The sequence below is a fragment of the Parabacteroides gordonii MS-1 = DSM 23371 genome, assembly GCF_000969825.1.
Taxonomy (GTDB): Bacteria; Bacteroidota; Bacteroidia; order Bacteroidales; family Tannerellaceae; genus Parabacteroides; species Parabacteroides gordonii.
Genome location: NZ_KQ033920.1, coordinates 1,482,098 through 1,504,062, shown reverse-complemented (window position 1 = coordinate 1,504,062; position 21,965 = coordinate 1,482,098). Strand labels below are relative to the sequence as shown.

The window sequence follows — 21,965 nt, the reverse complement described above, 5'->3', positions numbered from 1 at the left end:
TACGCCATGAATAAACACAATCTATTCATCCCGGTTCTCGGTCTGCTGACCGGCTTACTGGCTGTCAGCTGTTCGCCGGTGAAAGAGGAAGCAGTACAAGAGGACTTATCCCAATATGTAGAACCCCGTATCGGAACGGCGCACTGCCGCTGGTTCCATTTCACCCCGGGCGCCCATCCTTTCGGTATGGCAAAGCCTGCCCCGGCGACTAACGCCCACGTGGGAAACAACTCCGGCTGGGAAGCAACCGGCTATGATTATCGCGATACTTCTATCGAAGGTTTCCCCTGCCTGCATGAGTTTCAGGTGGGCGGTATAGTCCTGATGCCGACGGTGGGGGCATTGAAAACGATCCCCGGTGCTGTGGACGACTCGACGGGGAGCGGTTACCGTTCCCGTTTCGACCATTCGGAAGAGATTGCCACTGCCGGTTATTATTCGGTGAATCTGCAAGACTATAATATCCGTGCGGAACTGACATCCACCCCTCGTGTGGCTTTTCAGCGTTATACGTTCCCTGCATCCGAAGAGAGCCGTATCCTGTTCGATATCGGTAACCGGCAGGGTGAAAGCGGTGCCGTAAAAGACGCTTCCGTCACATTGAATGAGGACGGGACGGTTGAAGGCTGGGTGGTTACGTTGCCGGAATATGTAAAGAAATACCAGGCGGGTGCTACGGTGCCGTTGTACTTCTCCGCCCAGTTGGATAAACAACCTACCGGATGCGGAACCTTCATCGGTGAAAAGGTGCAGGCGGATGCCAGACAGGTTACCGGTGTCGGTTCGGGATTGTATCTCACTTATAAGACTACGGAAGGGGAAAGCATCACGGCCAAGGTCGGCCTGTCGTATACTTCTGTGGAGAATGCCCGCTTGAATCGCGATACGGAAGCGCGTACGCTTACCTTCGACCAGGCGAAAGAGGCGGCTCACCGGCAATGGGAAGACTACCTCGGACGTATCCGGGTGGAGACTCCGGTCAAGGAAGATAAGGTGAAATTCTACACCGGCCTGTATCATGCCCTGTTGGGACGCGGACTGGCCAGCGATGTGAACGGTGCTTATCCTTGCAATGACGGTAGCATCGGGCAGATCCCGGTGGAAAACGGAAAGCCGGTACATAATTTCTATAACACCGACGGTATCTGGGGCGGACAATGGAACCTGGCACAGGTGTGGGCGTTGATCGCTCCCGAGTATTATGCCGATTATATCAGCAGCCATCTGTTGGTGTATAAGGATGCCGGTTGGTTGGGCGACGGTATTGCCAATAGCCGGTATGTCTCCGGGGTAGGAACCAATCTGCTGGGGGCTGTTTTTGCCGGTGCTTACCAGTGCGGTATCCGTAATTATGATGTCGATCTGGCTTATGAAGCTGCCCGTAAGAATGAACTGGATGGTGAGAACCGTCCGTTGGGAGCTGGTAAGGTGGATACGGATAAGTTCCTCGAATATGGTTATGTTCCCCACCTCGATAAAGGGGACGGGCCGGATGAAGCGTTCATGTTCTCGGCTTCGCATACGTTGGAATACTCGTACAGTGCCTGGGCGGTTGCTCAATGGGCTAAGAAATTGGGTAAGACAGACGATTACGATAAACTGATGTGGTTGTCGAAAGGGTGGGAGCGTATCTACGATCCTTCTACCAACTTCGTACGCCCCAAAAAGGCGGACGGGCAGTTCCTCGCAGACTTCAACCCGATGCAGGTATGGCGCGGATTTCAGGAAGGCAACGCGTGGCAGTACACCTTCTATGTGCCGCATGATGCGGAAGGGCTGGTCGGTAAAGTCGGTGCCGATGTATTCAATCAGCGTCTCGACAGTATCTTTACCGTTTCCCAGAAGCTGATATTCAGTGGGGGTACGGAAGTAGGCGCTTTCGCCGGGTTGCAAACGTTGTATAATCATGGCAATCAGCCTTGCCTGCATATCTCCTGGTTGTTCAATGAAGCGGGACGTCCTTCGCTGACACAGAAATGGGTACGTGCCATCCTCGATGAGTTCTATGGTACGGACGGAATCCACGGATATGGTTACGGGCAGGATGAGGATCAGGGACAGTTGGGTGCCTGGTATGCGATCGCTTCCCTGGGATTGTTTGACGTGAAGGGACTGACAGACCCGGAACCTTCGTTCGCTTTGGGTAGCCCTGTGTTTGACAAGATCACGATCCGGTTGAATAACAGCTATTATAAAGGTAAGGAATTCGTTATCGAAGCGAAGAACAACAGCAAGGATAACGTCTATGTTCAGCAATACCGCCTGGATGGTAAACCCTATTCTTCCACCCGCATTCCTTTCGAAACGATTACCGCCGGTGGCCGTCTGGAACTGGATATGGGGAATCAGCCGGTGGATAATTATTAAATCGATTATATCATGGACAACAAACAAAATCAAAAGGCCATTTACCCTATCCTCTTCGGGTTCTTCGTGATGGGCTTTGCTGATGTCGTAGGCATTGCAACAAACTATGTGAAGGTCGATTTCGGCCTTTCCGACACGCTGGCAAACCTGCTCCCGATGATCGTATTCCTCTGGTTCGCCCTGTTCTCTATCCCTACGGGGATCCTGATGGGGAAAGCCGGACGGCGCAATACGGTTGTGATAGCTCTCGCCATTACGGTGCTGGCTATGTTGCTGCCTTTGTTCTTCTACGACTTTGCCAGCATACTGGTCGCTTTTGCCCTGTTGGGTATAGGCAATACGATCCTGCAAGTCTCATTGAATCCGATGGTGGCGAATGTGGTCAACCCCGACCGTATCACCAGCGTGTTGACACTGGGGCAGTTCATCAAGGCGATCTCCTCGTTCCTGGGGCCGATCATTGCCGGAGCCGCCTCTTCTTTCTGGGGCGACTGGAAACTGATCTTTGCCGTCTACGCAGCAACGACCCTGATCTCCACCATCTGGCTGATCTCTACCATCCCCGGAAAAGAACACCTGGAAGCGGCCAAAGCAACCTTTGGAACTACACTATCCCTGTTTAAAGATAAATACATCGTTTCCCTCTTCCTGGGAATCCTTTTCATTGTCGGCATCGATGTGGGCTTGAATACCTCTATCCCGAAACTGCTTATGGAGCGCACCGATATGGCGCTCACCGAAGCGGGGTTGGGTACGAGCCTTTACTTTGCCGCCCGTACGATCGGCTCCTTTGCAGGAGCTTTCCTGCTGGCGAAACTCTCCGGTGCCCGTTTCCTGAAATATAGCATGTTCGTAGCGATAGCGGCATTTGTGTTGCTGTTGCTGGTTCCGGGTACGTGGAGCATGTTTGCTATGATCGTTATCGTGGGGTTGGCCTGTGCCAATGTCTTTTCGATCATCTTCTCATACGCCCTTCAGCATAAGCCGGAGCGGGCGAATGAAATATCCGCCCTGATGATCATGGGGGTGTCGGGTGGTGCCCTGATCACTCCGCTGATGGGAATTATTTCAGATGGGTTCGGACAGGTGGCCGGATTGTCTGTCCTGCTGCTCTGTATGCTTTATATTTGTCTTATATCCTTTAGATTAACTAAATAAGAACGCTTATGAAAACACCAAAAGTATTCTTTCTGATAGGCATAGCGCTGTTTGCCTTGTCTTTCGCCGTTTGGGGCGCAACAGCTCCCCCGGGTATCGACACGCATGTCTATCCGGCTTTGTATAAATCGAAACAGGGACTGGTACAAAAAGTACGCGTCTCTCTTACTCATACCGGAGAACCGGAGAATGTAACGCTCACGCTTGCCGGACAAACGCAGAAAGGGAAGCTGAAAGATGGAGCGAACCAGTTTTTCTTTGAAGTACCGGAAGTCCAGTCCACGCAACGCCTGCCGCTCGTCCTGACAAAAGGGAAGGAGAAGCAATCGACAGAGGTGGAAGTGAAACCTGTCCGTCACTGGCAGATGAATATGGTGCAGCATACGCATACCGATATCGGCTACACCCGTTCGCAAACGGAGATCCTGGCCGAGCATCTTCGCTATATCGACTATGCACTCGACTACTGCGATGCAACCGACGATTACCCTGATTTCGCCAAGTTCCGTTGGACTTGCGAGATCGCCTGGGCGGTCAGCGAATATCTGAAATGTCGCCCTGCCGAGCAGATCGCCCGCCTGAAGAAGCGCGTGAGTGAAGGCCGTATCGAACTGGCCGCCATGTATCTGAACTTCGACGAACTACCTGACGAGCAGACGCTGGCCGCTTCCCTTTATCCGCTGAAGCAATTCCGTGAAGCCGGGTTGAAAGCCGAAGTCGCCATGCAGAATGACGTGAATGGTATCGGCTGGTGTTTCAGCGAGTACTTTGCGGATGCAGGTGTGAAATATGTCAATATGGGAACACACGGCCACCGCGCCTTGATCTGTTTCGATATTCCTACGGTGTTCTGGTGGCAGTCGCCTTCGGGAAAGAAGGTGCTGACCTATCGTGCCGAGCATTATAACCAGGGGAACTTCTTCGGTGTCCATACTGATAACTTCGAGCAGTTTGAAGAACGTGTGCTCAATTATCTGGGTGAAATGGAAGCGAAGAACTATCCGTATGATATCGTTGCCGCCCAGCATTCCGGTTATTTCACGGATAACTCGCCCCCTTCCACCAAAAGCTGCGAGATGCTGATGAGGTGGAACGAGAAATACGAATGGCCTAAACTGCGCACGGCTGTTTCCAGCGAATTTATCAAAGAGGTGGAAAACAACTATGCCGATAAGATACAGACTATCCGTGGCGCATGGCCCGACTGGTGGACGGACGGTTTCGGTTCCGGAGCCCGCGAAGCTGCCATCTCCCGCATTACCCATTCGGATATTATCGCCAACCAAGCCGGTTTGTCGTTTGCCGATATGCTGGGAGCCAAACTTCCGGATGATATCGACAATCAGATCAGCGGCATCAACAAAGCTTTGCTCTTTTATGACGAACATACGTTCGGTTTCAGTGAGAGCGTACGCAACCCGTATGGCCTGGAAACTTGGGAGCAACGTTCCCTGAAACAATCGTATGCCTGGGAAGCTTACCGTCATTCGGGTTTGCTGGGAGAGGTGACGATGGGATTACTGCAATCGTTCGTGCCTAAAGCCGAATACCCGTCTGTGGCCGTTTTCAATACATTGAACTGGACATACAGCGGCCTGGCTAAAGTGTATATCGACCATCAGATATTGCCCCGCGAGAAGGCATTTGAAATAACGGATGCAGCAGGAAATGTAATTCCGGCTCAACCGGCGGAGAGCCGTTCTGACGGAACATACTGGTCTTTGTTCGTGAAAGATGTCCCGGCCTTGGGATATGCACAGTATTATATAAAGGTAAAAGACGAGCCCCGCCCGGAGACAGTCGCTTCTTCCTCACTGGAAAAGGCGCATGTCGAGAATGCCTGGTACGCTATCGACTTCAATCCGCGTAAAGGTACGATCAGCAAGCTGTTCGACAAAGAGTTGAATAAGGAGCTGACTACTCCGAAAGCCGAATGGGAGATGGGTGAGTTTATTTATGAGATCATCGACAGCCGCCACCCGATGGAACAATACCGTGAACCGCAATTCCTGCGCCGCCGTCCCGAACGTATCCGTTTCGAGCGTTACGAGAAAGGGCCTATCTGGGATACTTACCGTTTCCGTGGCGAGACTGTTGCCGGACGCGAACCGAACAACCTGATGGTCGAGTTCCGTGTATTCAATGTAGCCAAGAAGATTGATATAGTGTACCGTTTGCGTAAGAAAGCCGTTATCGATCCCGAAGCCATCTATATCTCGTTCCCGTTTGAGGTGAACCAGGGTAAGATCATGCTGGACGTGCCGGGCGGTACGATCGAAGCGGGTGTCGACCAGATCCCCGGATCATCGAACGACTGGTATACCGTGCAGAACTTTGCGACGGCACGCAACAGTGAGTCGCAGGTCGTTATGGGAAGTCCGGAGATACCTTTGATGCAGTTCGGAGCCATCAATACGGGACGCTATAAAGCCGGAGCTGTTCCGCAGTCCACCAACATGTATTCCTGGCCGATGAATAACTATTGGGTAACCAATTTCAACGCCGACCAGATGGGTGAATTGCAATGGAGCTACTTTATCAATTCAAGCAAAGACAACTCGGTAGGTTATGCCACCCGCTTTGCCTGGGAAAATCGTATCCCGTTCCTGACCCGCGTATTGCCGGCCGGAGCAAAGGGTAGTAAGGTTATCACTCCTGCATCCGTATTCAATATCGTTCCCGATAATGTTTTGTTGGTAAACATGAAACCGGTGGAAGGAGAAAAAGCCGTCATGCTTCAGTTGCGTGAAATAGCAGGTAAGCCGGCTAAGTTTGCCGTAACATCCGATAAGGTGAACTTTACCGGAGTAACCGTATGCGATGTAGTGGGAGAGCCAGTGAAAGGTAATCCGGAAGCAACGTTTGCTCCCTGGGAGAACAAGTTTATAAAGCTATCCTGGTAAGTCCTTGCTTAGCCCTATGTAGCTGTTGTGCTATGCTTATGGCACAACTGTGCCACTATAGCTGCACATTTGTGCCATAGCAGTCGCACTTTTGTGCCATAGGCATTGCACAGATATTAGCCTTAAGTCAGTAATCTGCTGCTACTGCTAAAAACATCATTTATCGAAACAAAAGTGTTAACCACTGTTTCGATAAATGATGTTTTTTAATAAAATAGTCTCAATATGTGTGTATCTTTTATATCTTTGCTGCACCTGTTTCATATAAATGACAGAAGTAATCATATAATTCAATAGAATAAAAGATGCCGTTAAACAACACAAATATTTCATCCAAAGATATACGGAGTAATTTCGATAAGATTTATGTGACGTACTATTTCCGTATGTATCGCTTTGCTAAGGAGTATGTTTTGTTTGATGAAGACGCTGAAAATATTGTACAGGATGTATTTCTGTTGTTATGGGAAAAACGGGATGTGTTGGATATCCAGGTGAGTTTGATGTCTTACCTGTTTAGTCTGGTGAAAAATAAATGTTTGGATCATATCAGACACCGATTGGTAGTAGAAGAATATCAACAGGAATTTAAGGCCAAACTATCTTCTCTCGAAGCCTTGAATTATACGTTAACCTCTGAAGAGGATATTGAACGTGTATTGATGGAGGCTATCAATAAATTGCCTGAACGCTGTCGGGAAATATTTCTAAAAAGCCGTATTGAAGGAAAGAAAAACCGAGAAATAGCTGAAGAACTAAATATCTCTGCCAGTACAGTGGAGAACCAAATGACCATTGCTTTGAAGAAACTCCGATTGGAATTAAAAGACTATCTGCCATTATTACTTTTTCTTATTACTGTTAAATAATATTTATTTCCTAAGAGGCTTTGGGGGAAAATAAATTCTTAAACGCTCTCCCTTATAAAAGCTGAAAAATGCATATTTTAATTACTAAATATTTCAATAAAGAGATAACGACAGAAGAAAAAGCAGAGCTATTCTCTTTGATGCAAACAGATAAGGAGTTGCATAAAGAGTTTGTGTCTATGCAGAATCTATCTGCTCTGTCGGCCTCATTGCCTGCTGAAGGCGATGAGATGAAAGCTGTCGGCAAACTTCTGCAATTTAAACAAGCTCATAAGAATGAGAAAAAGAAGTTTGTTCATCTCACCCGACATTTTGTGGGTTATGCTGCGGCTATTTGTCTGGCAGTTCTTTCAACCTGGACAATAATGAATTATCAACGCGATAATGCAATCGAAGAACAGCTTGCTTTTGAAGAATTCTCGACTCCTCCTGGCCAGCGTGCCCAGGTAAAATTGCATGATGGAACGGTTGTATGGTTGAATGCCCGTTCGCGGTTGCGTTATCCTAACCGATTTTCCGGTGCGGAACGGAAGGTGGAATTGGACGGAGAAGCTTTCTTTGAAGTTTTCCGTAATGAAGAAGCCCCGTTTGTCGTTTCTACGGAAAAACTGGATATAAAAGTACTGGGAACCAAGTTTAATGTTTTTGCCTATAAAGGAAAGAATGAATTTACAACTGCTTTGATTGAAGGTTCGGTGAAATTATATCAATCGGACAATGAATCGGTAGCCATGTACATGAGTCCGAATGATTATGCGGAACTGAAAGATGGAAGGTTGGTAAAAAGTAAGATCAGCAGTACTGACTTCTTATTATGGAAAGAAGGTATTTATGCTTTCGATGATATTCCTTTCGGTGAGATAATCAAAAAGCTGGAACTCTATTATGATATCACAATAGAAATAAGGAATAAGAAGCTGAATAATTACAAGTTTAGCGGTAAGTTTCGTCAAAGAGACGGTATAGAAAGCGTCCTGAAAACTTTACAGAAAATCTATAATTTCTCATACGTTAAGGATGAGGAGTTGAATACGATTACAATACGCTGAAGCAAAGAGAAAGAGTAAAATATATGTGTAACCTTTAAATCAGTAATAGCCTATGACGAATTGAGCTTTTTATATAAAAAGCTGTCGATGGATGTTCCCGCATCCATCGACAGCTGCTAACACTAAATAAATTAAGTATTAACAAGTAAACGAAGCAAAGTTATGAAAAAAGAACCGAAATTTCTAAGCATTATGAGAATTTCAGCCTTCCTCCTTTTCCTTTGCGTATTCTCTTCTTTTGCGGCAAAAACGAGTTCGCAAAATGCAAAAGTGAATATCAATGGAAATAATTTAACGATCGGCAACTTGATCGATCAAATTGAAAAACAAACGGACTATCTGTTTGTCTATAGTAAAAATGAAGTGAATATAAATGAGGCCATTTCTGTGAAAACCGGTAAAAAAGCGGTTTCGCAGTACCTGAAAGAAGTATTTGACGGTTCGAATGTCAGATACGCTTTTGAAAATGACTATATTATATTGACGAAGAATGCGATGCTTCCTGTCGTACAACAGGGTAAAAAAGTATCTGGTGTGGTTACGGATCAGTCCGGTGAACCGATTATTGGTGCAAATGTGATGGTGAAGGGTTCGACTAACGGAACTGTTACCGATATCGATGGTAACTATTCTTTGGATGTGACGACTGGTTCGACTCTGTCGATTTCTTACATAGGTTATCTGACAAAAGAGTTGCCTCTGGGAAATCAGTCTGTGATTAATGTTATATTGACTGAAGACACCCAGGCTTTGGATGAAGTGGTTGTAGTGGGATATGGTACTCAAAAGAAAGTAACTTTGACGGGAGCTGTTTCTGCTATTAAAAGTGATGATATCATTACTACCAAGAACGAAAATGCACAAAATATGCTGACGGGTAAGGTTCCCGGGGTACGTGTCGTTCAGAAATCTTCCGAACCGGGTTCTTTCAATAATACATTTGATATCCGTGGTATGGGGAATCCGTTGATCATCATTGATGGTGTGCCCCGTGATAATATGTCTCGCCTGGACGCAAATGATATCGAATCTCTGTCGGTTCTGAAAGATGCTTCTGCCGCTATTTATGGTGTACGTGCAGCAAACGGTGTTGTGCTGATTACAACAAAGAAAGGGAAAGAAGGATCTCTGGAACTGGAATATTCAGGAAATGTAGGCTGGCAGAATCCTACCGGCTCACCCAAAAGTGCCAGTGCTGCCGACTGGATGGTGTTGAAGAATGAAAAGGCTATGCATAACCTGGAAGGCGGTGTCCGTCCATATACGCAGGAACAAATTGATGCATACCGCAATGGTGATATGCAGGGGACAGACTGGTGGGATGCCTGTATGCGTACGCTGGCACCTCAAACCCAGCATACATTAAATGCGACAGGTGGTAATGAAAAGATCAACTTCTATATCAGTACAGGTTATTTGTACCAGGAATCATTCCTGAAAAGCAAGAGTTTGGATTACGACCGTTTCAATGTCCGTTCCAATATTACCAGTAAACTGACTGACCGCTTGACTGTCTCTTTGAATATGAGCGGTATTATGGATGAGAAAAACCAACCTTATCAGAATTCGGATTGGATTATCCGTGCTTTCCAGCGTGCTCCGGCTACGCAGCCGATCTATGCTAACAATAATCCGGAATATCTGATGAATGGATGGATTGAAGGTGATAACCCTGTGGCTATGATGGATGCAGACCAGGTCGGTTATAAAAAGTACAATAATAAATGGTTCCAGACTTCGGCAGATGCAACCTATGATGTCCCTTACATCGACGGACTGAAAGCGAAAGTGATGTTTAGTTATGACTATCAAATAGCAGACAACAGCCTTTATGAAAAGAGCTACAATCAGTATACCTATGATGAAGCTTCTGATACTTATATGGTTAATCCGCGTGTTGGAACAAGTAAGTTCCGTCGCGAACATTATACGAAAGAGGCATTGCTTTATCAGGTAGCATTAAACTATAATCGTACTTTTGATGAAAAGCATAATGTTAGCGGTCTGGTTCTGTTGGAAGGAAGTAAGAGGAATGGCGACAACTTTTTTGCACAAAGAGAATTGTCACTTGCTTTAGACCAACTTTTTGCGGGTAACAGTGAAAACCAGGAAGCAAATATGAGTACGGGTTATGATGTCGATGATCCGGCAAGACGCGATTTATATAAAGAAGCTAACCTGGGTTTGGTAGGTAAGTTCGGATATGATTATATGTCTAAATACCTGGCTGAGTTTAGTTTCCGTTATGACGGTTCTTCCAAATTCGGAACAGGTGGACAATGGGGATTCTTCCCTTCTGCATCTGTCGGATGGCGTATTTCTGAAGAAAACTTCTGGAAAGAATCTAAACTCTCATTCGTCAGCAATGCAAAACTACGTGCCTCTTATGGTAAGATGGGAGACGACCGTGCTTCCAACTATCAGTTTGTAAACGGCTATCTATATCCGGGTAATGGCTTTGACGGTCAGGGATCAAGCGGTACTGTTTTTGATGGAACTTTTGTTTCCGGTGCTCAGAATAAAGGTATTACCAATCCGTATATTACATGGTATATTTCCAAAACATTGAACTTGGGTATTGATCTGGAAGCCTGGAACGGTTTGTTGGGTATCTCTGCTGATTACTTTACCCGTGACAGAACAGGCTTGCTTGCAACAAGAAACCTGAGTCTTCCCGGTGTTGTAGGCGCTGATCTGCCTCAGGAAAACTTGAATGGCGACTTTACACAGGGTGTAGAATTAGAACTTAGTCATAGAAACAGAGTAGGTGAAGTTGGTTACAATCTAAAAGGTATTTTCTCCTTCACACGTACAAAAACGACTTACCAGGAACGTGGTCGTGCCGGAAACTCGTATGAAAACTGGAGAAACAACGGAAACGATCGTTATAATGATATCAAATGGGGTAGAGGCGATGGCGGACGTTACGGTTCATACGATCAGATCCTGAATAGCCCGATTTATGCGGATAAGAATGTGCTGCCGGGTGATTATATTTATCTGGATTGGGATGGTGACGGACAGATCACTGACCATGATGTACATCCGATCGGATACAGCGGTCGTCCGATGATCAACTTCAGTTTGAATGTTGGTGCCGATTATAAAGGCTTCGATCTTAACCTGTTGTTCCAGGGAGCCGGTATGAGTTATGTAAGATATATTGAACAATTGCGTGAACCGATGTGGGGTAACGACCTGTCTAATGCACTGGATTATTTCATGGATAGATGGCATCCTGCCGATCCTACCGCAAACCCCTATGATCCTTCTACTTCATGGATATCCGGTAAGTATGGTTACACCGGATCGATTGCAGACGAGAATTCCCGTTTCAATTTCCACAATGCAAGTTATCTTCGTTTGAAGAGTGCGGAGATCGGTTATACAATGCCGCAAAGATGGATATCTAAAGTAGGTATTAAAAATCTCCGCCTATATGTGAATGCTTATAATTTGTTCACTATAAAAGGTGTAGAGATTGACCCGGAACATCCGGAAGATAGTTATGGCAATATGTATCCTCTGAACAGAACGTTCTCGGTAGGTGCAAATGTTAAATTTTAATCTATTCTAAAGTTATGAAAGTATCAAAATATATATTATTACTGGCGTTAGCTTGTGGTATGCCTTCATGTATGGATTTGGATATACCGCCTTTGAATATAGTTCAGAATGACGATATTTTTGCTTCGGAAAATGGGGTGAAGAGTTATTTGTCGAGATTATATAGTAATTCATTTATTGAAGACTTCCGCTATTCGCATACACGTGGATTTAATAATTCCTATGCTTTCCAGTCTACTTTTGGTATGACAGGCGAGGCTTTAAACCGTGATATTGGTGGAGCAGCTACCGAATCGAACCAGATATGGAACGATGCATACAAGCTGATCCGTGAGATTAATTATTTTCTGGAAACATTACCTCAATATGCGACTAATTTCTCCCAGGATCAAGTAGATACATGGACGGGAGAGGCTTATTTCATGCGGGCTCTTACTTATCATGCATTGGCGAAACGTTATGGCGGTGTCCCTATTGTGAATAGAGTACTTAACTATCCGGATGAATCGGTTGAGGATATGAAGATTCAGCGTTCTTCAGAAGAAGCTGTTTATGATCAGATGGAAAAAGACTTCGACGAGGCTTATAGGTTATTACCGGAAAGCAATCAGAAAGGTCGTGCAAATAAGTATGTGGCTGCCGGTTTTAAGTCAAGAGCAATGTTGTTTGCCGGTTCCATCGCAAAGTACAATGAGGTCGATAAGAGAGACAATACTGATAATAGCATTCGCGTTTGCGGTGTCCCCAAAGAAAAAGCCAAAGAGTATTTTAAGAAGAGTTATGAAGCCGCTTTATTATTAAAAGGTAAATACTCCCTGTATAAAGATGGTTGGAAAGCTGACGACAAGGAAGCACAGTATCAGAACTATGTGGACATGTTCTTTGCAGAAAATAGCAGTGAGAATATTTTTATTCGTCAATACAGCTATCCTGAATCTGTACATGGGTATGATGCTTACAATATCCCGCGTCAGTTCCGTACAAATGGTTGGACAGCTTCGACAAGCCCTACATTAAGTTTTGTTGAAATGTTCGGAGGTTATCCTAAGAATGAGAAAGGCCAGATCGATGTATTGAATGCAGACGGAACTTATAAGCTGTTTGATAATACGATGGATCTTTTTGCAGAGGCTGAACCCCGTTTAAGGGCAATCGTTATCTTGCCGGGAGATTATTTGAAAGGCGAACAGGTTGAACTTTGGCGTGGTATTTATACCGGTGATGTAACAAATGGCATTCCCCGTTTGCAGAAAGACGACGATCCTGCCGAGAAATATGAGAATGATGCAAACTGCAAAGACCTATTCGTTAGTTCCCAGAGTGCGGATAACCAGACAGTTCATGTTTTGCCGAATGGTGAAAAGATGAATGCCAGCGGTAGAAGTGGAAGTTTCTTTAACTCAGGTGAAGGTGCTATTGCCGGTTTTGTGGTTCGTAAATGGATTAATCCGGATATGCCGGCCGAACTGGTGATGGAAAGACGTTCGGATCAATCCTGGCTGGAGCTGCGTTATGCAGAAATACTATTGAACCGTGCAGAAGCTGCTTACGAACTATATGAAGAAGGTGAAAGCGGTGTAGATTATCTGAAGGATGCCTACGAGTGTATCAATGAAGTTCGTGAACGGGCTGGTGCAACATTACTGACCAATAAGAATGAATTGACTAAAGAGGCAGTCCGCATAGAAAGACGTAAAGAACTCAGCTTCGAAAATAAAGTTTGGTGGGATATGAGGCGTTGGAGAACTGCTCATAAAGAACAAAACTCTACGCGTTACAGATCATTGTTTGCATTCTATGCTGAAAAAGCAAATAAATGGTTCTTTGATGCCAGACCGGACGATCAGAACAAACGCTTTACTTTCGATGAAAGATGGTATTACAACGAAGTGCCTAACGACGAAGTTACCAAGAGCGGTCTTACGCAGAATCCAGGTTATTAATTTAATATAGAGAAATAAGATGAAAAAGATAGTATATTATTTTTCAATGGCTCTGTTACTCCTGACGAGCAATGCATGTACTAAATTTGATAATTACGAAGAACCTAAAGAAACTATTAAAGGTGTTGTAATTGATAAGAATACACAGAAACCTGTACAGACGGAAGTCGGTGAAGGCGGTGTTCGCATTAAACTGATGGAGTACAGCTGGAGTGAAAGTCCTACACCTTACTACTTCGGTGGTATGCAGGAGGGTGATTTTAAGAATGAAAAGATCTTTGCCGGTGAATATGGTATTACTGTTATGGGAGCTTTCGTTCCGGTTCCTGAAGAAATACATCAGGTAAAAGGAACGTTGGATCTGAAGTTCGAGGTAGAGCCGTTCCTGAATGTTGATTGGGTAGGCGAACCTGTGATCAATGCAGATAAAACCGTAACAGTAAAGGCCACGATCAAACGGGGAACAACTAATCCGGAGTATCAGCAGAATGTTTCGGATGTCCGTTTCTTCGTTGTTGCCGGAGCTCCTTATGTAGGAGAAAATAATAAAGACGACCGTTATTCTGTCTATATTGACGGTGATAATGCCAGTGCAATGTTAGGGACAACAGTAACACTGACAACCAAGACAGCTTTGCAGTCCGGCTTTACCTATCATTTCAGAGTCGGTGCCCGTATGGATAAGGAGATAGAAGGTAGCAGACGCTACAATTATACGGAAATGATAACCATTCAAATCCCATAAATAGACTAATGTAATTTTTTTAGGGCACCTTATCTGAATAATTCATACATTTAGGGTGCCCTTTTTATATCGAACAGTAAATTTTAAATCATGAAGACAAATGTAGAAAAACTAGTATTGAGTTGTATGGCCTTTTCCCTGTTAACCATCTCCTGCCTGACCGGGCAAAAGGGAACGGAAACAACTCCTGCCGAACGACGGGAAAAAACCGCCTTTCAAACCGGACAACCCTGGAAACCAACTACCGATGTGCGGGCTGATGTTTCCATCGTCTATGGAGTGGGGGGGAATCCTTCCGAGAAACGTTCGGGATTAACTTTCGAACAACGCGTACAAAGCTGGCGTGATAAAGGCTACACTACCCATTTTATGACGGGCATTGCCTGGGGAGAATATCAGGATTATTTTACCGGCCAATGGGATGGCAAATGGCATCTGGATGAAGGACAGGTAACGATGAAAGGGGATACGATCTGGCATGGCCACATGGTACCCTATATTGTTCCTTCGAAGAATTTCATCAAGTATATGCAGGAACAGCATATAAAGAGAGTGATAGATGCCGGTATCGATGCCATTTATCTGGAAGAACCGGAGTTCTGGGCCCGTGGCGGATATAGTGATGCCTTTAAACGGGAGTGGAAAGAATATTACGGTTTCGACTGGCGTCCGCAGCATGAGTCGGCAGAGAATACCTACCTTTCCAATAAACTGAAATACCATTTGTATTACCGTGCATTGAACGAATGTTTTACCTATGCCAAGGAATACGGTAAAAGTAAAGGAATGGATGTCCGTTGTTATGTCCCCACTCATTCGTTGGTGAACTATTCGCAATGGCAGATCGTCAGCCCCGAAGCAAGCCTGGCCTCTCTGCCTTGTGTGGACGGGTATATCGCCCAGGTGTGGACAGGTACGTCGCGCGAACCGAACTATTTCAACGGAGTAGCGAAAGAACGTGTCTTTGAAACGGCTTTCCTTGAATATGGCTGTATGGAATCGATGACGGCTCCGACAGGCCGTAAGGTCTTTTTCCTGACCGACCCGATTGAAGACTGGCCTCGCGACTGGGCTGACTATAAGAAGAACTACCAGGCAACCTTCACCGCGAAGTTGTTGTATCCGAACAATAACAACTACGAAGTAATGCCCTGGCCGGATCGCATTTACGAAGGCCTGTACCGTACAAGTGCCAACAGCGAAGAAAAAGCACGCATCCCCCGTTTCTATTCCACACAGATGCAGGTGATGATCAATTCGCTGAATAATATGCCATTGTCCGACAATAAGGTTTCCGGTTCTTCCGGTATAAGCGTATTAATGGCCAACTCGTTGATGTTCCAGCGTGCCCCCCAGCCGGTTGCCGGTTATGATGACCCGCAGTTGTCTAACTTTTACGGACAGGCGTTGCCATTCCTGAAACGAGGGGTTCCCGTACATCTGCTGCATCTGGAAAATGTCTCTTATCCGGAAACCTGGAAGAACACGAAAGTATTGCTGATGACCTATTCCAATATGAAACCGTTGGAGAAGGAAACACATCAATATATTGCCGAATGGGTTAAGAATGGTGGCGTATTGGTTTACAGCACCCGCGATACCGATCCCTTCCAGTCGGTACAGGAGTGGTGGAATCAGGATACGGAAAAGTATAAAACACCTTCACAACACCTGTTCAGCCTGATGGGGATAGACAAAGATGCCAAAGAAGGTGAATATACTTACGGGAAAGGAACAGTCTGCATCATACGCCAGGATCCGAAAGAATTTGTCTTGAAAGCGAATGCCGATAAAGAATATGTTGCTACGGTACAGCGCTTATTTGAAGAAAAAGCGAAAGCAGGAAATCTTCAGTATAAGAACTGCTTCTATCTGGAAAGAGGCTTTTATGACCTGGTTGCCGTGCTGGATGAAGGCATGATCAGCAATGAACCATATACCGTGAAAGGGAAGTTGATCGACCTCTTCGATCCCGAACTACCGGTACTAAACGAAAAGACCGTTCAACCGGGCGAGCAGGCTTTCCTTGTCAATATCGGCCGTGTGCCGGATCAGGACAAGCCGCAGGTACTTTGTGGAGCAGCTCGTGTGTATGAAGAAAAAGCCGGTAAAAAGGCCTATTCCTTTATTGCCAAAAGCCCGGTTAATACCACCAATGTGATGCGCGTGTTATTGCCGGAGAAACCGGAAAAAGTCTCTGTGTCAGATGCAAACGGCCAGGCTCTCGCTGGAGCGGTATCGGAATGGGACGAAGCAAGTAAAACCTGTTTGCTTAAGTTCGAGAACGATCCGGCAGGTATCTCTGTTTCCTTTGTTTGGTAACCATGCCAGCTACATACGTATGTGGAAGGTCGTTACATACGTATGTAGCAGGTGTCCGCATACGTATGTAGCCAACCCTTGCATACGCATGCAGCCGGCACCCCCATACGTATGCGACTGTCTCCTACATACTGCCTGACTACCGTTTACATACGTACGTAGCCATCTTCTACATACGTAAGTGATTGGAATACATATACGTATGTGACGATCTTCTATCTGAAAAGCAGCCTTTTCTCCCTGTGCGGGGAGGAAAGGCGTTATCACTTATTCAGAAGTAGCCGCCTGCAATTAATTTAAATTGTGTACTTCTGCTATAAAAATCTGGTTATCTTTGTACTGATAATAATCAATGAGTATAATTAGTTATTCAACCAAATAAAAACTAAATCATGAAAAGAAAAAGTGTATGGGTTTTCGCTTTGGCCGCGATGTTGGCCTGTGTCGGGAAACCTGCTATGGCCGCTTCCGGGAATGAAGCATTCGATCCGGTAGAGTATGCAATGCCCCTGATGGGAACTCAATCTTCTTTTGAGTTGTCAACAGGAAATACATATCCTGCCATCGCCCGTCCGTGGGGTATGAACTTCTGGACTCCCCAGACGGGAAAGATGGGAGACGGATGGCAGTATGTATATACTGCGAATAAGATCAGAGGGTTCAAGCAAACCCACCAGCCCAGCCCGTGGATCAACGATTACGGACAGTTTGCCATCATGCCGGTTGTAGGTGCTCCTGAGTTCGACCAGGACAAGCGTGCCAGCTGGTTCTCGCATAAGAGCGAAGTGGTAAAACCTTATTACTATAAAGCATACCTGGCCGACCACGATGTGATCACAGAGTTGACTCCGACCGACCGTGCCGCCCTGTTCCGTTTCACTTTCCCCGAAAACGACCATTCTTACATCGTAGTCGATGCACTCGATAATGGCTCATACATTAAGGTGATACCGGAAGAAAACAAGATCATCGGTTATTCTACAAAGAATAGCGGAGGTGTTCCTGAAAACTTCAAGAACTATTTCATCATAGAATTTGACAAACCTTTCACTTACGAAGCTACTTTTGCCGATAACTCTTTGAAAGAAGGGGCAAAGGAACAGACCGACAAGCATGTGGGAGCCGTAATCGGTTTCAAGACAAAGAAAGGCGAGATCGTTCATGCCAAAGTAGCCTCTTCCTTTATCAGCTTCGACCAGGCTGCCGTAAATATGAAGGAACTGGGTAACGATTCTTTCGAAACACTGGTGACAAAAGGCAAACAAGCCTGGAACGACGTGTTGGGTAAGATCGAGGTGGAAGGAGGTACGCTGGATCAGTATCGTACGTTCTATTCCTGTATGTACCGCGCCCTGCTTTTCCCGCGTAAATTCTATGAAATCGACGCAGCAGGCAATGTAGTTCATTACAGCCCGTACAACGGCGAAGTACTGCCCGGTTATATGTTTACCGATACCGGTTTCTGGGATACTTTCCGTGCCCTGTTTCCGTTCCTGAACCTGATGTTCCCGTCTATGAACAAGGAAATGCAGGAAGGATTGATCAATACATATAAAGAAAGCGGCTTCTTCCCCGAATGGGCAAGTCCGGGCCACCGTGGTTGCATGGTAGGTAATAACTCGGCTTCCGTTCTGGTAGATGCCTATATGAAAGGAGTGAAAGTGGACGATCTGGAAACCATGTATAAAGGCCTGATCCACGGAACAGAAAACGTACATCCTACCGTTTCGTCTACCGGTCGTCTGGGACATGAATACTACAACAAGTTGGGTTATGTACCTTACGATGTAAAGATCCATGAAAATGCAGCTCGTACACTCGAATATGCTTACAACGACTGGTGTATCTACCAGATCGCAAAAGAGCTGGGACGTCCGAAGAAAGAGCTCGAACTGTATGCCAAACGTGCCATGAACTATAAGAACCTCTACGATAAAGAATCTAAGTTGATGCGTGGAAAGAATGCCGACGGTACGTTCCAGTCTCCGTTCTCTCCGCTGAAATGGGGGGATGCCTTTACGGAAGGTAACAGCTGGCATTATACCTGGTCTGTGTTCCATGATCCGCAGGGATTGATCGACCTGATGGGCGGTAAAGACTCTTTCGTTATGATGCTCGACTCTGTGTTTGCCGTTCCGCCATTGTTCGACGACAGCTACTACGGACAGGTTATCCACGAAATCCGCGAAATGCAGATCATGAACATGGGTAACTATGCACACGGTAACCAGCCGATCCAGCACATGATCTACATGTACAACTATGCCGGAGAACCTTGGAAAGCGCAGTACTGGGTACACGATGTAATGAATAAAATGTACACTCCGACCCCCGACGGCTATTGCGGTGACGAAGACAACGGTCAGACTTCAGCCTGGTATGTATTCTCAGCCCTCGGTTTCTATCCGGTAGCTCCGGGAACGACACAGTATGTGCTGGGTGCCCCGCTGTTCAAGAAAGCGACCTTGCATTTCGAGAACGGAAAGAACCTGGTGATCAATGCCCCTGAAAACAGCGACAAGAATATCTATATCGAGTCGATGTCGTTCAATGGCGTGAACTACACCAAGAACTATCTCGACCATAACGAACTGCTGAAAGGCGGCGTGCTCGATATCAAGATGGGTGACAAACCTAACCTGAACAGAGGCGTTAATCCGGAAGATCTTCCTTATTCCTTCTCTGTCAACGACGAGAACTTTAAGAAACTGGTTCCGGCCGCTAAGTCAAAAAAGAAATAAACATACAGGTATATGAACGTTAACAAGAAAATAAAAACAGGTGTAGCCCTGCTGGCTTCCGCTTTTCTGCTGGCTTCCTGTACAGCTGGGGGAGGTACTTCCCCGCAGAAAAGCCCGGTAGACTATGTGAATCCCTACATGGGAAATATCAGTCACCTGCTGGTGCCTACCTATCCGACGATACATTTACCTAACAGCATGCTCCGTGTTTATCCGGAGCGTGCCGACTTTACGGGTGATATGTTGAGCGGGTTGCCTATCATCGTGACCAGCCACCGCGGAAGCTCCGCCTTCAACCTGAGCCCGTATCAGGGGGAAGAAGCCGGACTGAAGCCGGTTATCAACTACAGCTACGATCATGAGAAGATCCATCCGTACCGTTACCAGGTATATCTGGACGACAACAATATCGATGTAGACTATGCCCCCTCTCACCAGAGTGCGGTTTATAGTATCACTTTTGAAGGGCAAGGCCCGGCGTATCTGGTATTCAACAGCCGCAACGGTCAGCTGAAGAGTGATGGCAAGAACATCAGCGGTTACCAGTTCGTAGACCGTAAGACGAAAGTCTACTTGTATGCCGAAACCGACAAAGCTCCGCAGCAATGCGGCGTGTTGGCAGACAACACCGTGAAGTACGGAGAAACTTCTGTGGAAGGAAAAGACGCCGCTCTGGTGATGGCTTACGGCAACGATGTGAAGCAACTCGGCGTCCGTTACGGTATCTCCTTCATCAGTGAAGAACAGGCGAAGAAGAACCTGGAACGCGAGATAGCAGCCTACGATGTCGATGTCGTTGCCAAGATCGCCCGTAACGACTGGAACGATGCCCTCGGCAAGATACAGACACAAGGGGGAACCGACGACGATAAGACCGTATTCTATACTTCCCTGTACCGTTGCTACGAACGTCCGGTCAACCTGAGTGAAGACGGCCGCTATTACAGCGCCTTCGACGGAAAGATACACGAAGACGGTGGCCGTCCGTTCTATACCGACGACTGGATCTGGGACACCTACCGTGCCACTCATCCGCTACGCATCCTGATCGACAATGAGGAAGAAAGCAATATCATCCACTCCTTCCTGCTGATGGCCGAACAGATGGGTACGAACTGGATGCCGACCTTCCCCGAAGTGACCGGCGACTCCCGCCGTATGAACTCCAACCATGCCGTTGCTACTGTAATCGATGCCTGGAAGAAAGGCGTACGCGGCTTCGACCTGGAAAAAGCTTATGTCGCATCGAAGAAAGGTATCGAAGAGAAAACATTGATCCCCTGGTCGGCTAAACCTGCCGGATGGTTGGATGATTTCTATAAGGAACACGGTTATATCCCGGCTTTGAAACCCGGTGAAAAGGAAACAGTGGAAAATGTATCTATCTGGGAAAAACGTCAGCCGGTAGCTGTTACATTGGGTACGGCTTACGACCAATGGTGCCTTTCACAGATCGCAGCCGAACTGGGTAAGGAAGACGAAGCGAAGCACTACCTGCGTGAGTCGTACAACTACCGCAACCTGTTCAACCCCGACACCCGTTTCTTCCATCCGAAGGATAAAGACGGCAAGTTCATCGAACCGATGGATTATCGTTACGACGGTGGCCTGGGTGCACGCGACTATTACGACGAGAACAACGGCTACGTTTACCGTTGGGACGTACAGCATAACATTGGCGACCTGATCTCGATGATCGGTGGCGATAAAGCGTTTGTGTCAGACCTCGACTCTATGTTCAACGAACCCCTGGGAATGTCCAAATGGCAATTCTATTCCTTCCTGCCCGACCATACAGGTAATGTAGGTATGTTCTCTATGGCCAATGAGCCGAGCTTGCATATCCCGTACCTATATAATTATGCCGGCCAGCCCTGGAAAACGCAGAAACGTATCCGTACGCTGTTGAACCAATGGTTCCGCAACGACCTGATGGGTGTTCCGGGTGATGAAGACGGTGGCGGTATGTCTGCTTTCGTAGTATTCAGCCAGATGGGATTTTATCCGGTTACTCCCGGTTCGCCTACATATAATATAGGTAGCCCGGTATTTACCGATGTGAAGATCGACCTGGGCAATGGCAATGCCTTCGAGGTGAAAGCGAACAATGCTTCTGAAGAGAACAAGTACGTACAGTCTGCCCGTTTGAATGGTGAAGTCCTGAACCAACCCTGGTTCCAGCATAGCGATATCGCCCAGGGCGGTTTGCTTGAACTTGAAATGGGCCCGAGAGCCAATAAAGCCTGGGGGGTAGGAACGCCTCCTCCTTCTGCCGCTCCGATGCCGCAATGATCAGAGCTA

General features: G+C 46.4%; 11 protein-coding genes. All 11 read left to right on the top strand.

Annotated elements, in window-relative coordinates:
- Window positions 1-6 precede the first annotated feature (6 nt).
- The 11 genes from HMPREF1536_RS23300 (at window position 7) to HMPREF1536_RS23250 (ending at window position 21,956) form a co-directional block, all read left to right on the top strand.
- Window positions 7-2,367, top strand: coding sequence for a GH92 family glycosyl hydrolase (locus HMPREF1536_RS23300; RefSeq protein WP_028727347.1), 2,361 nt, complete (start codon window positions 7-9; stop codon window positions 2,365-2,367).
- Between the two features lie 12 nt (window positions 2,368-2,379).
- On the top strand, window positions 2,380-3,525 hold the full coding sequence (locus tag HMPREF1536_RS23295; protein WP_028727348.1) for an MFS transporter: 1,146 nt from the start codon (window positions 2,380-2,382) through the stop codon (window positions 3,523-3,525).
- 8 nt (window positions 3,526-3,533) lie between these two features.
- On the top strand, window positions 3,534-6,428 hold the full coding sequence (locus tag HMPREF1536_RS23290; protein WP_028727349.1) for a glycoside hydrolase family 38 N-terminal domain-containing protein: 2,895 nt from the start codon (window positions 3,534-3,536) through the stop codon (window positions 6,426-6,428).
- A gap of 305 nt (window positions 6,429-6,733) precedes the next feature.
- Window positions 6,734-7,297, top strand: coding sequence for an RNA polymerase sigma-70 factor (locus HMPREF1536_RS23285; protein WP_044191921.1), 564 nt, complete (start codon window positions 6,734-6,736; stop codon window positions 7,295-7,297).
- Between the two features lie 68 nt (window positions 7,298-7,365).
- The gene (locus tag HMPREF1536_RS23280; RefSeq protein ID WP_028727351.1) at window positions 7,366-8,346 is read left to right on the top strand and encodes a FecR family protein; all 981 of its coding nucleotides are present in this window, start codon (window positions 7,366-7,368) and stop codon (window positions 8,344-8,346) included.
- A gap of 162 nt (window positions 8,347-8,508) precedes the next feature.
- Window positions 8,509-11,913, top strand: a complete 3,405-nt coding sequence (locus HMPREF1536_RS23275) for a TonB-dependent receptor (protein ID WP_081693295.1) — start codon at window positions 8,509-8,511, stop codon at window positions 11,911-11,913.
- Window positions 11,914-11,927: 14 nt separating this feature from the next.
- Window positions 11,928-13,856, top strand: a complete 1,929-nt coding sequence (locus tag HMPREF1536_RS23270; protein WP_028727353.1) for a RagB/SusD family nutrient uptake outer membrane protein — start codon at window positions 11,928-11,930, stop codon at window positions 13,854-13,856.
- 19 nt (window positions 13,857-13,875) lie between these two features.
- The gene (locus tag HMPREF1536_RS23265; protein WP_028727354.1) at window positions 13,876-14,601 is read left to right on the top strand and encodes a DUF3823 domain-containing protein; all 726 of its coding nucleotides are present in this window, start codon (window positions 13,876-13,878) and stop codon (window positions 14,599-14,601) included.
- A gap of 90 nt (window positions 14,602-14,691) precedes the next feature.
- Window positions 14,692-16,923, top strand: coding sequence for a hypothetical protein (locus tag HMPREF1536_RS23260; protein ID WP_028727355.1), 2,232 nt, complete (start codon window positions 14,692-14,694; stop codon window positions 16,921-16,923).
- Window positions 16,924-17,315: 392 nt separating this feature from the next.
- A complete protein-coding gene (locus tag HMPREF1536_RS23255; RefSeq protein ID WP_028727356.1) occupies window positions 17,316-19,664 on the top strand; it encodes a GH92 family glycosyl hydrolase in 2,349 nt (782 codons plus the stop codon).
- Between the two features lie 12 nt (window positions 19,665-19,676).
- Window positions 19,677-21,956: a GH92 family glycosyl hydrolase gene (locus HMPREF1536_RS23250; RefSeq protein ID WP_028727357.1), complete on the top strand. Its 2,280-nt coding sequence runs from the start codon at window positions 19,677-19,679 to the stop codon at window positions 21,954-21,956.
- The last annotated feature ends 9 nt before the right edge of the window (window positions 21,957-21,965 follow it).

What these genes read in the sequence shown, in the direction of transcription:
- HMPREF1536_RS23300 (WP_028727347.1), top strand. Translation starts at nt 7, where the DNA reads ATGAATAAACACAATCTATTCATCCCGGTTCTCGGTCTGCTGACCGGC.
- HMPREF1536_RS23295 (WP_028727348.1), top strand. Translation starts at nt 2,380, where the DNA reads ATGGACAACAAACAAAATCAAAAGGCCATTTACCCTATCCTCTTCGGG.
- HMPREF1536_RS23280 (WP_028727351.1), top strand. Translation starts at nt 7,366, where the DNA reads ATGCATATTTTAATTACTAAATATTTCAATAAAGAGATAACGACAGAA.
- HMPREF1536_RS23255 (WP_028727356.1), top strand. Translation starts at nt 17,316, where the DNA reads ATGAAAAGAAAAAGTGTATGGGTTTTCGCTTTGGCCGCGATGTTGGCC.
- HMPREF1536_RS23265 (WP_028727354.1), top strand. Translation starts at nt 13,876, where the DNA reads ATGAAAAAGATAGTATATTATTTTTCAATGGCTCTGTTACTCCTGACG.
- HMPREF1536_RS23285 (WP_044191921.1), top strand. Translation starts at nt 6,734, where the DNA reads ATGCCGTTAAACAACACAAATATTTCATCCAAAGATATACGGAGTAAT.
- HMPREF1536_RS23270 (WP_028727353.1), top strand. Translation starts at nt 11,928, where the DNA reads ATGAAAGTATCAAAATATATATTATTACTGGCGTTAGCTTGTGGTATG.
- HMPREF1536_RS23275 (WP_081693295.1), top strand. Translation starts at nt 8,509, where the DNA reads ATGAAAAAAGAACCGAAATTTCTAAGCATTATGAGAATTTCAGCCTTC.
- HMPREF1536_RS23250 (WP_028727357.1), top strand. Translation starts at nt 19,677, where the DNA reads ATGAACGTTAACAAGAAAATAAAAACAGGTGTAGCCCTGCTGGCTTCC.
- HMPREF1536_RS23260 (WP_028727355.1), top strand. Translation starts at nt 14,692, where the DNA reads ATGAAGACAAATGTAGAAAAACTAGTATTGAGTTGTATGGCCTTTTCC.
- HMPREF1536_RS23290 (WP_028727349.1), top strand. Translation starts at nt 3,534, where the DNA reads ATGAAAACACCAAAAGTATTCTTTCTGATAGGCATAGCGCTGTTTGCC.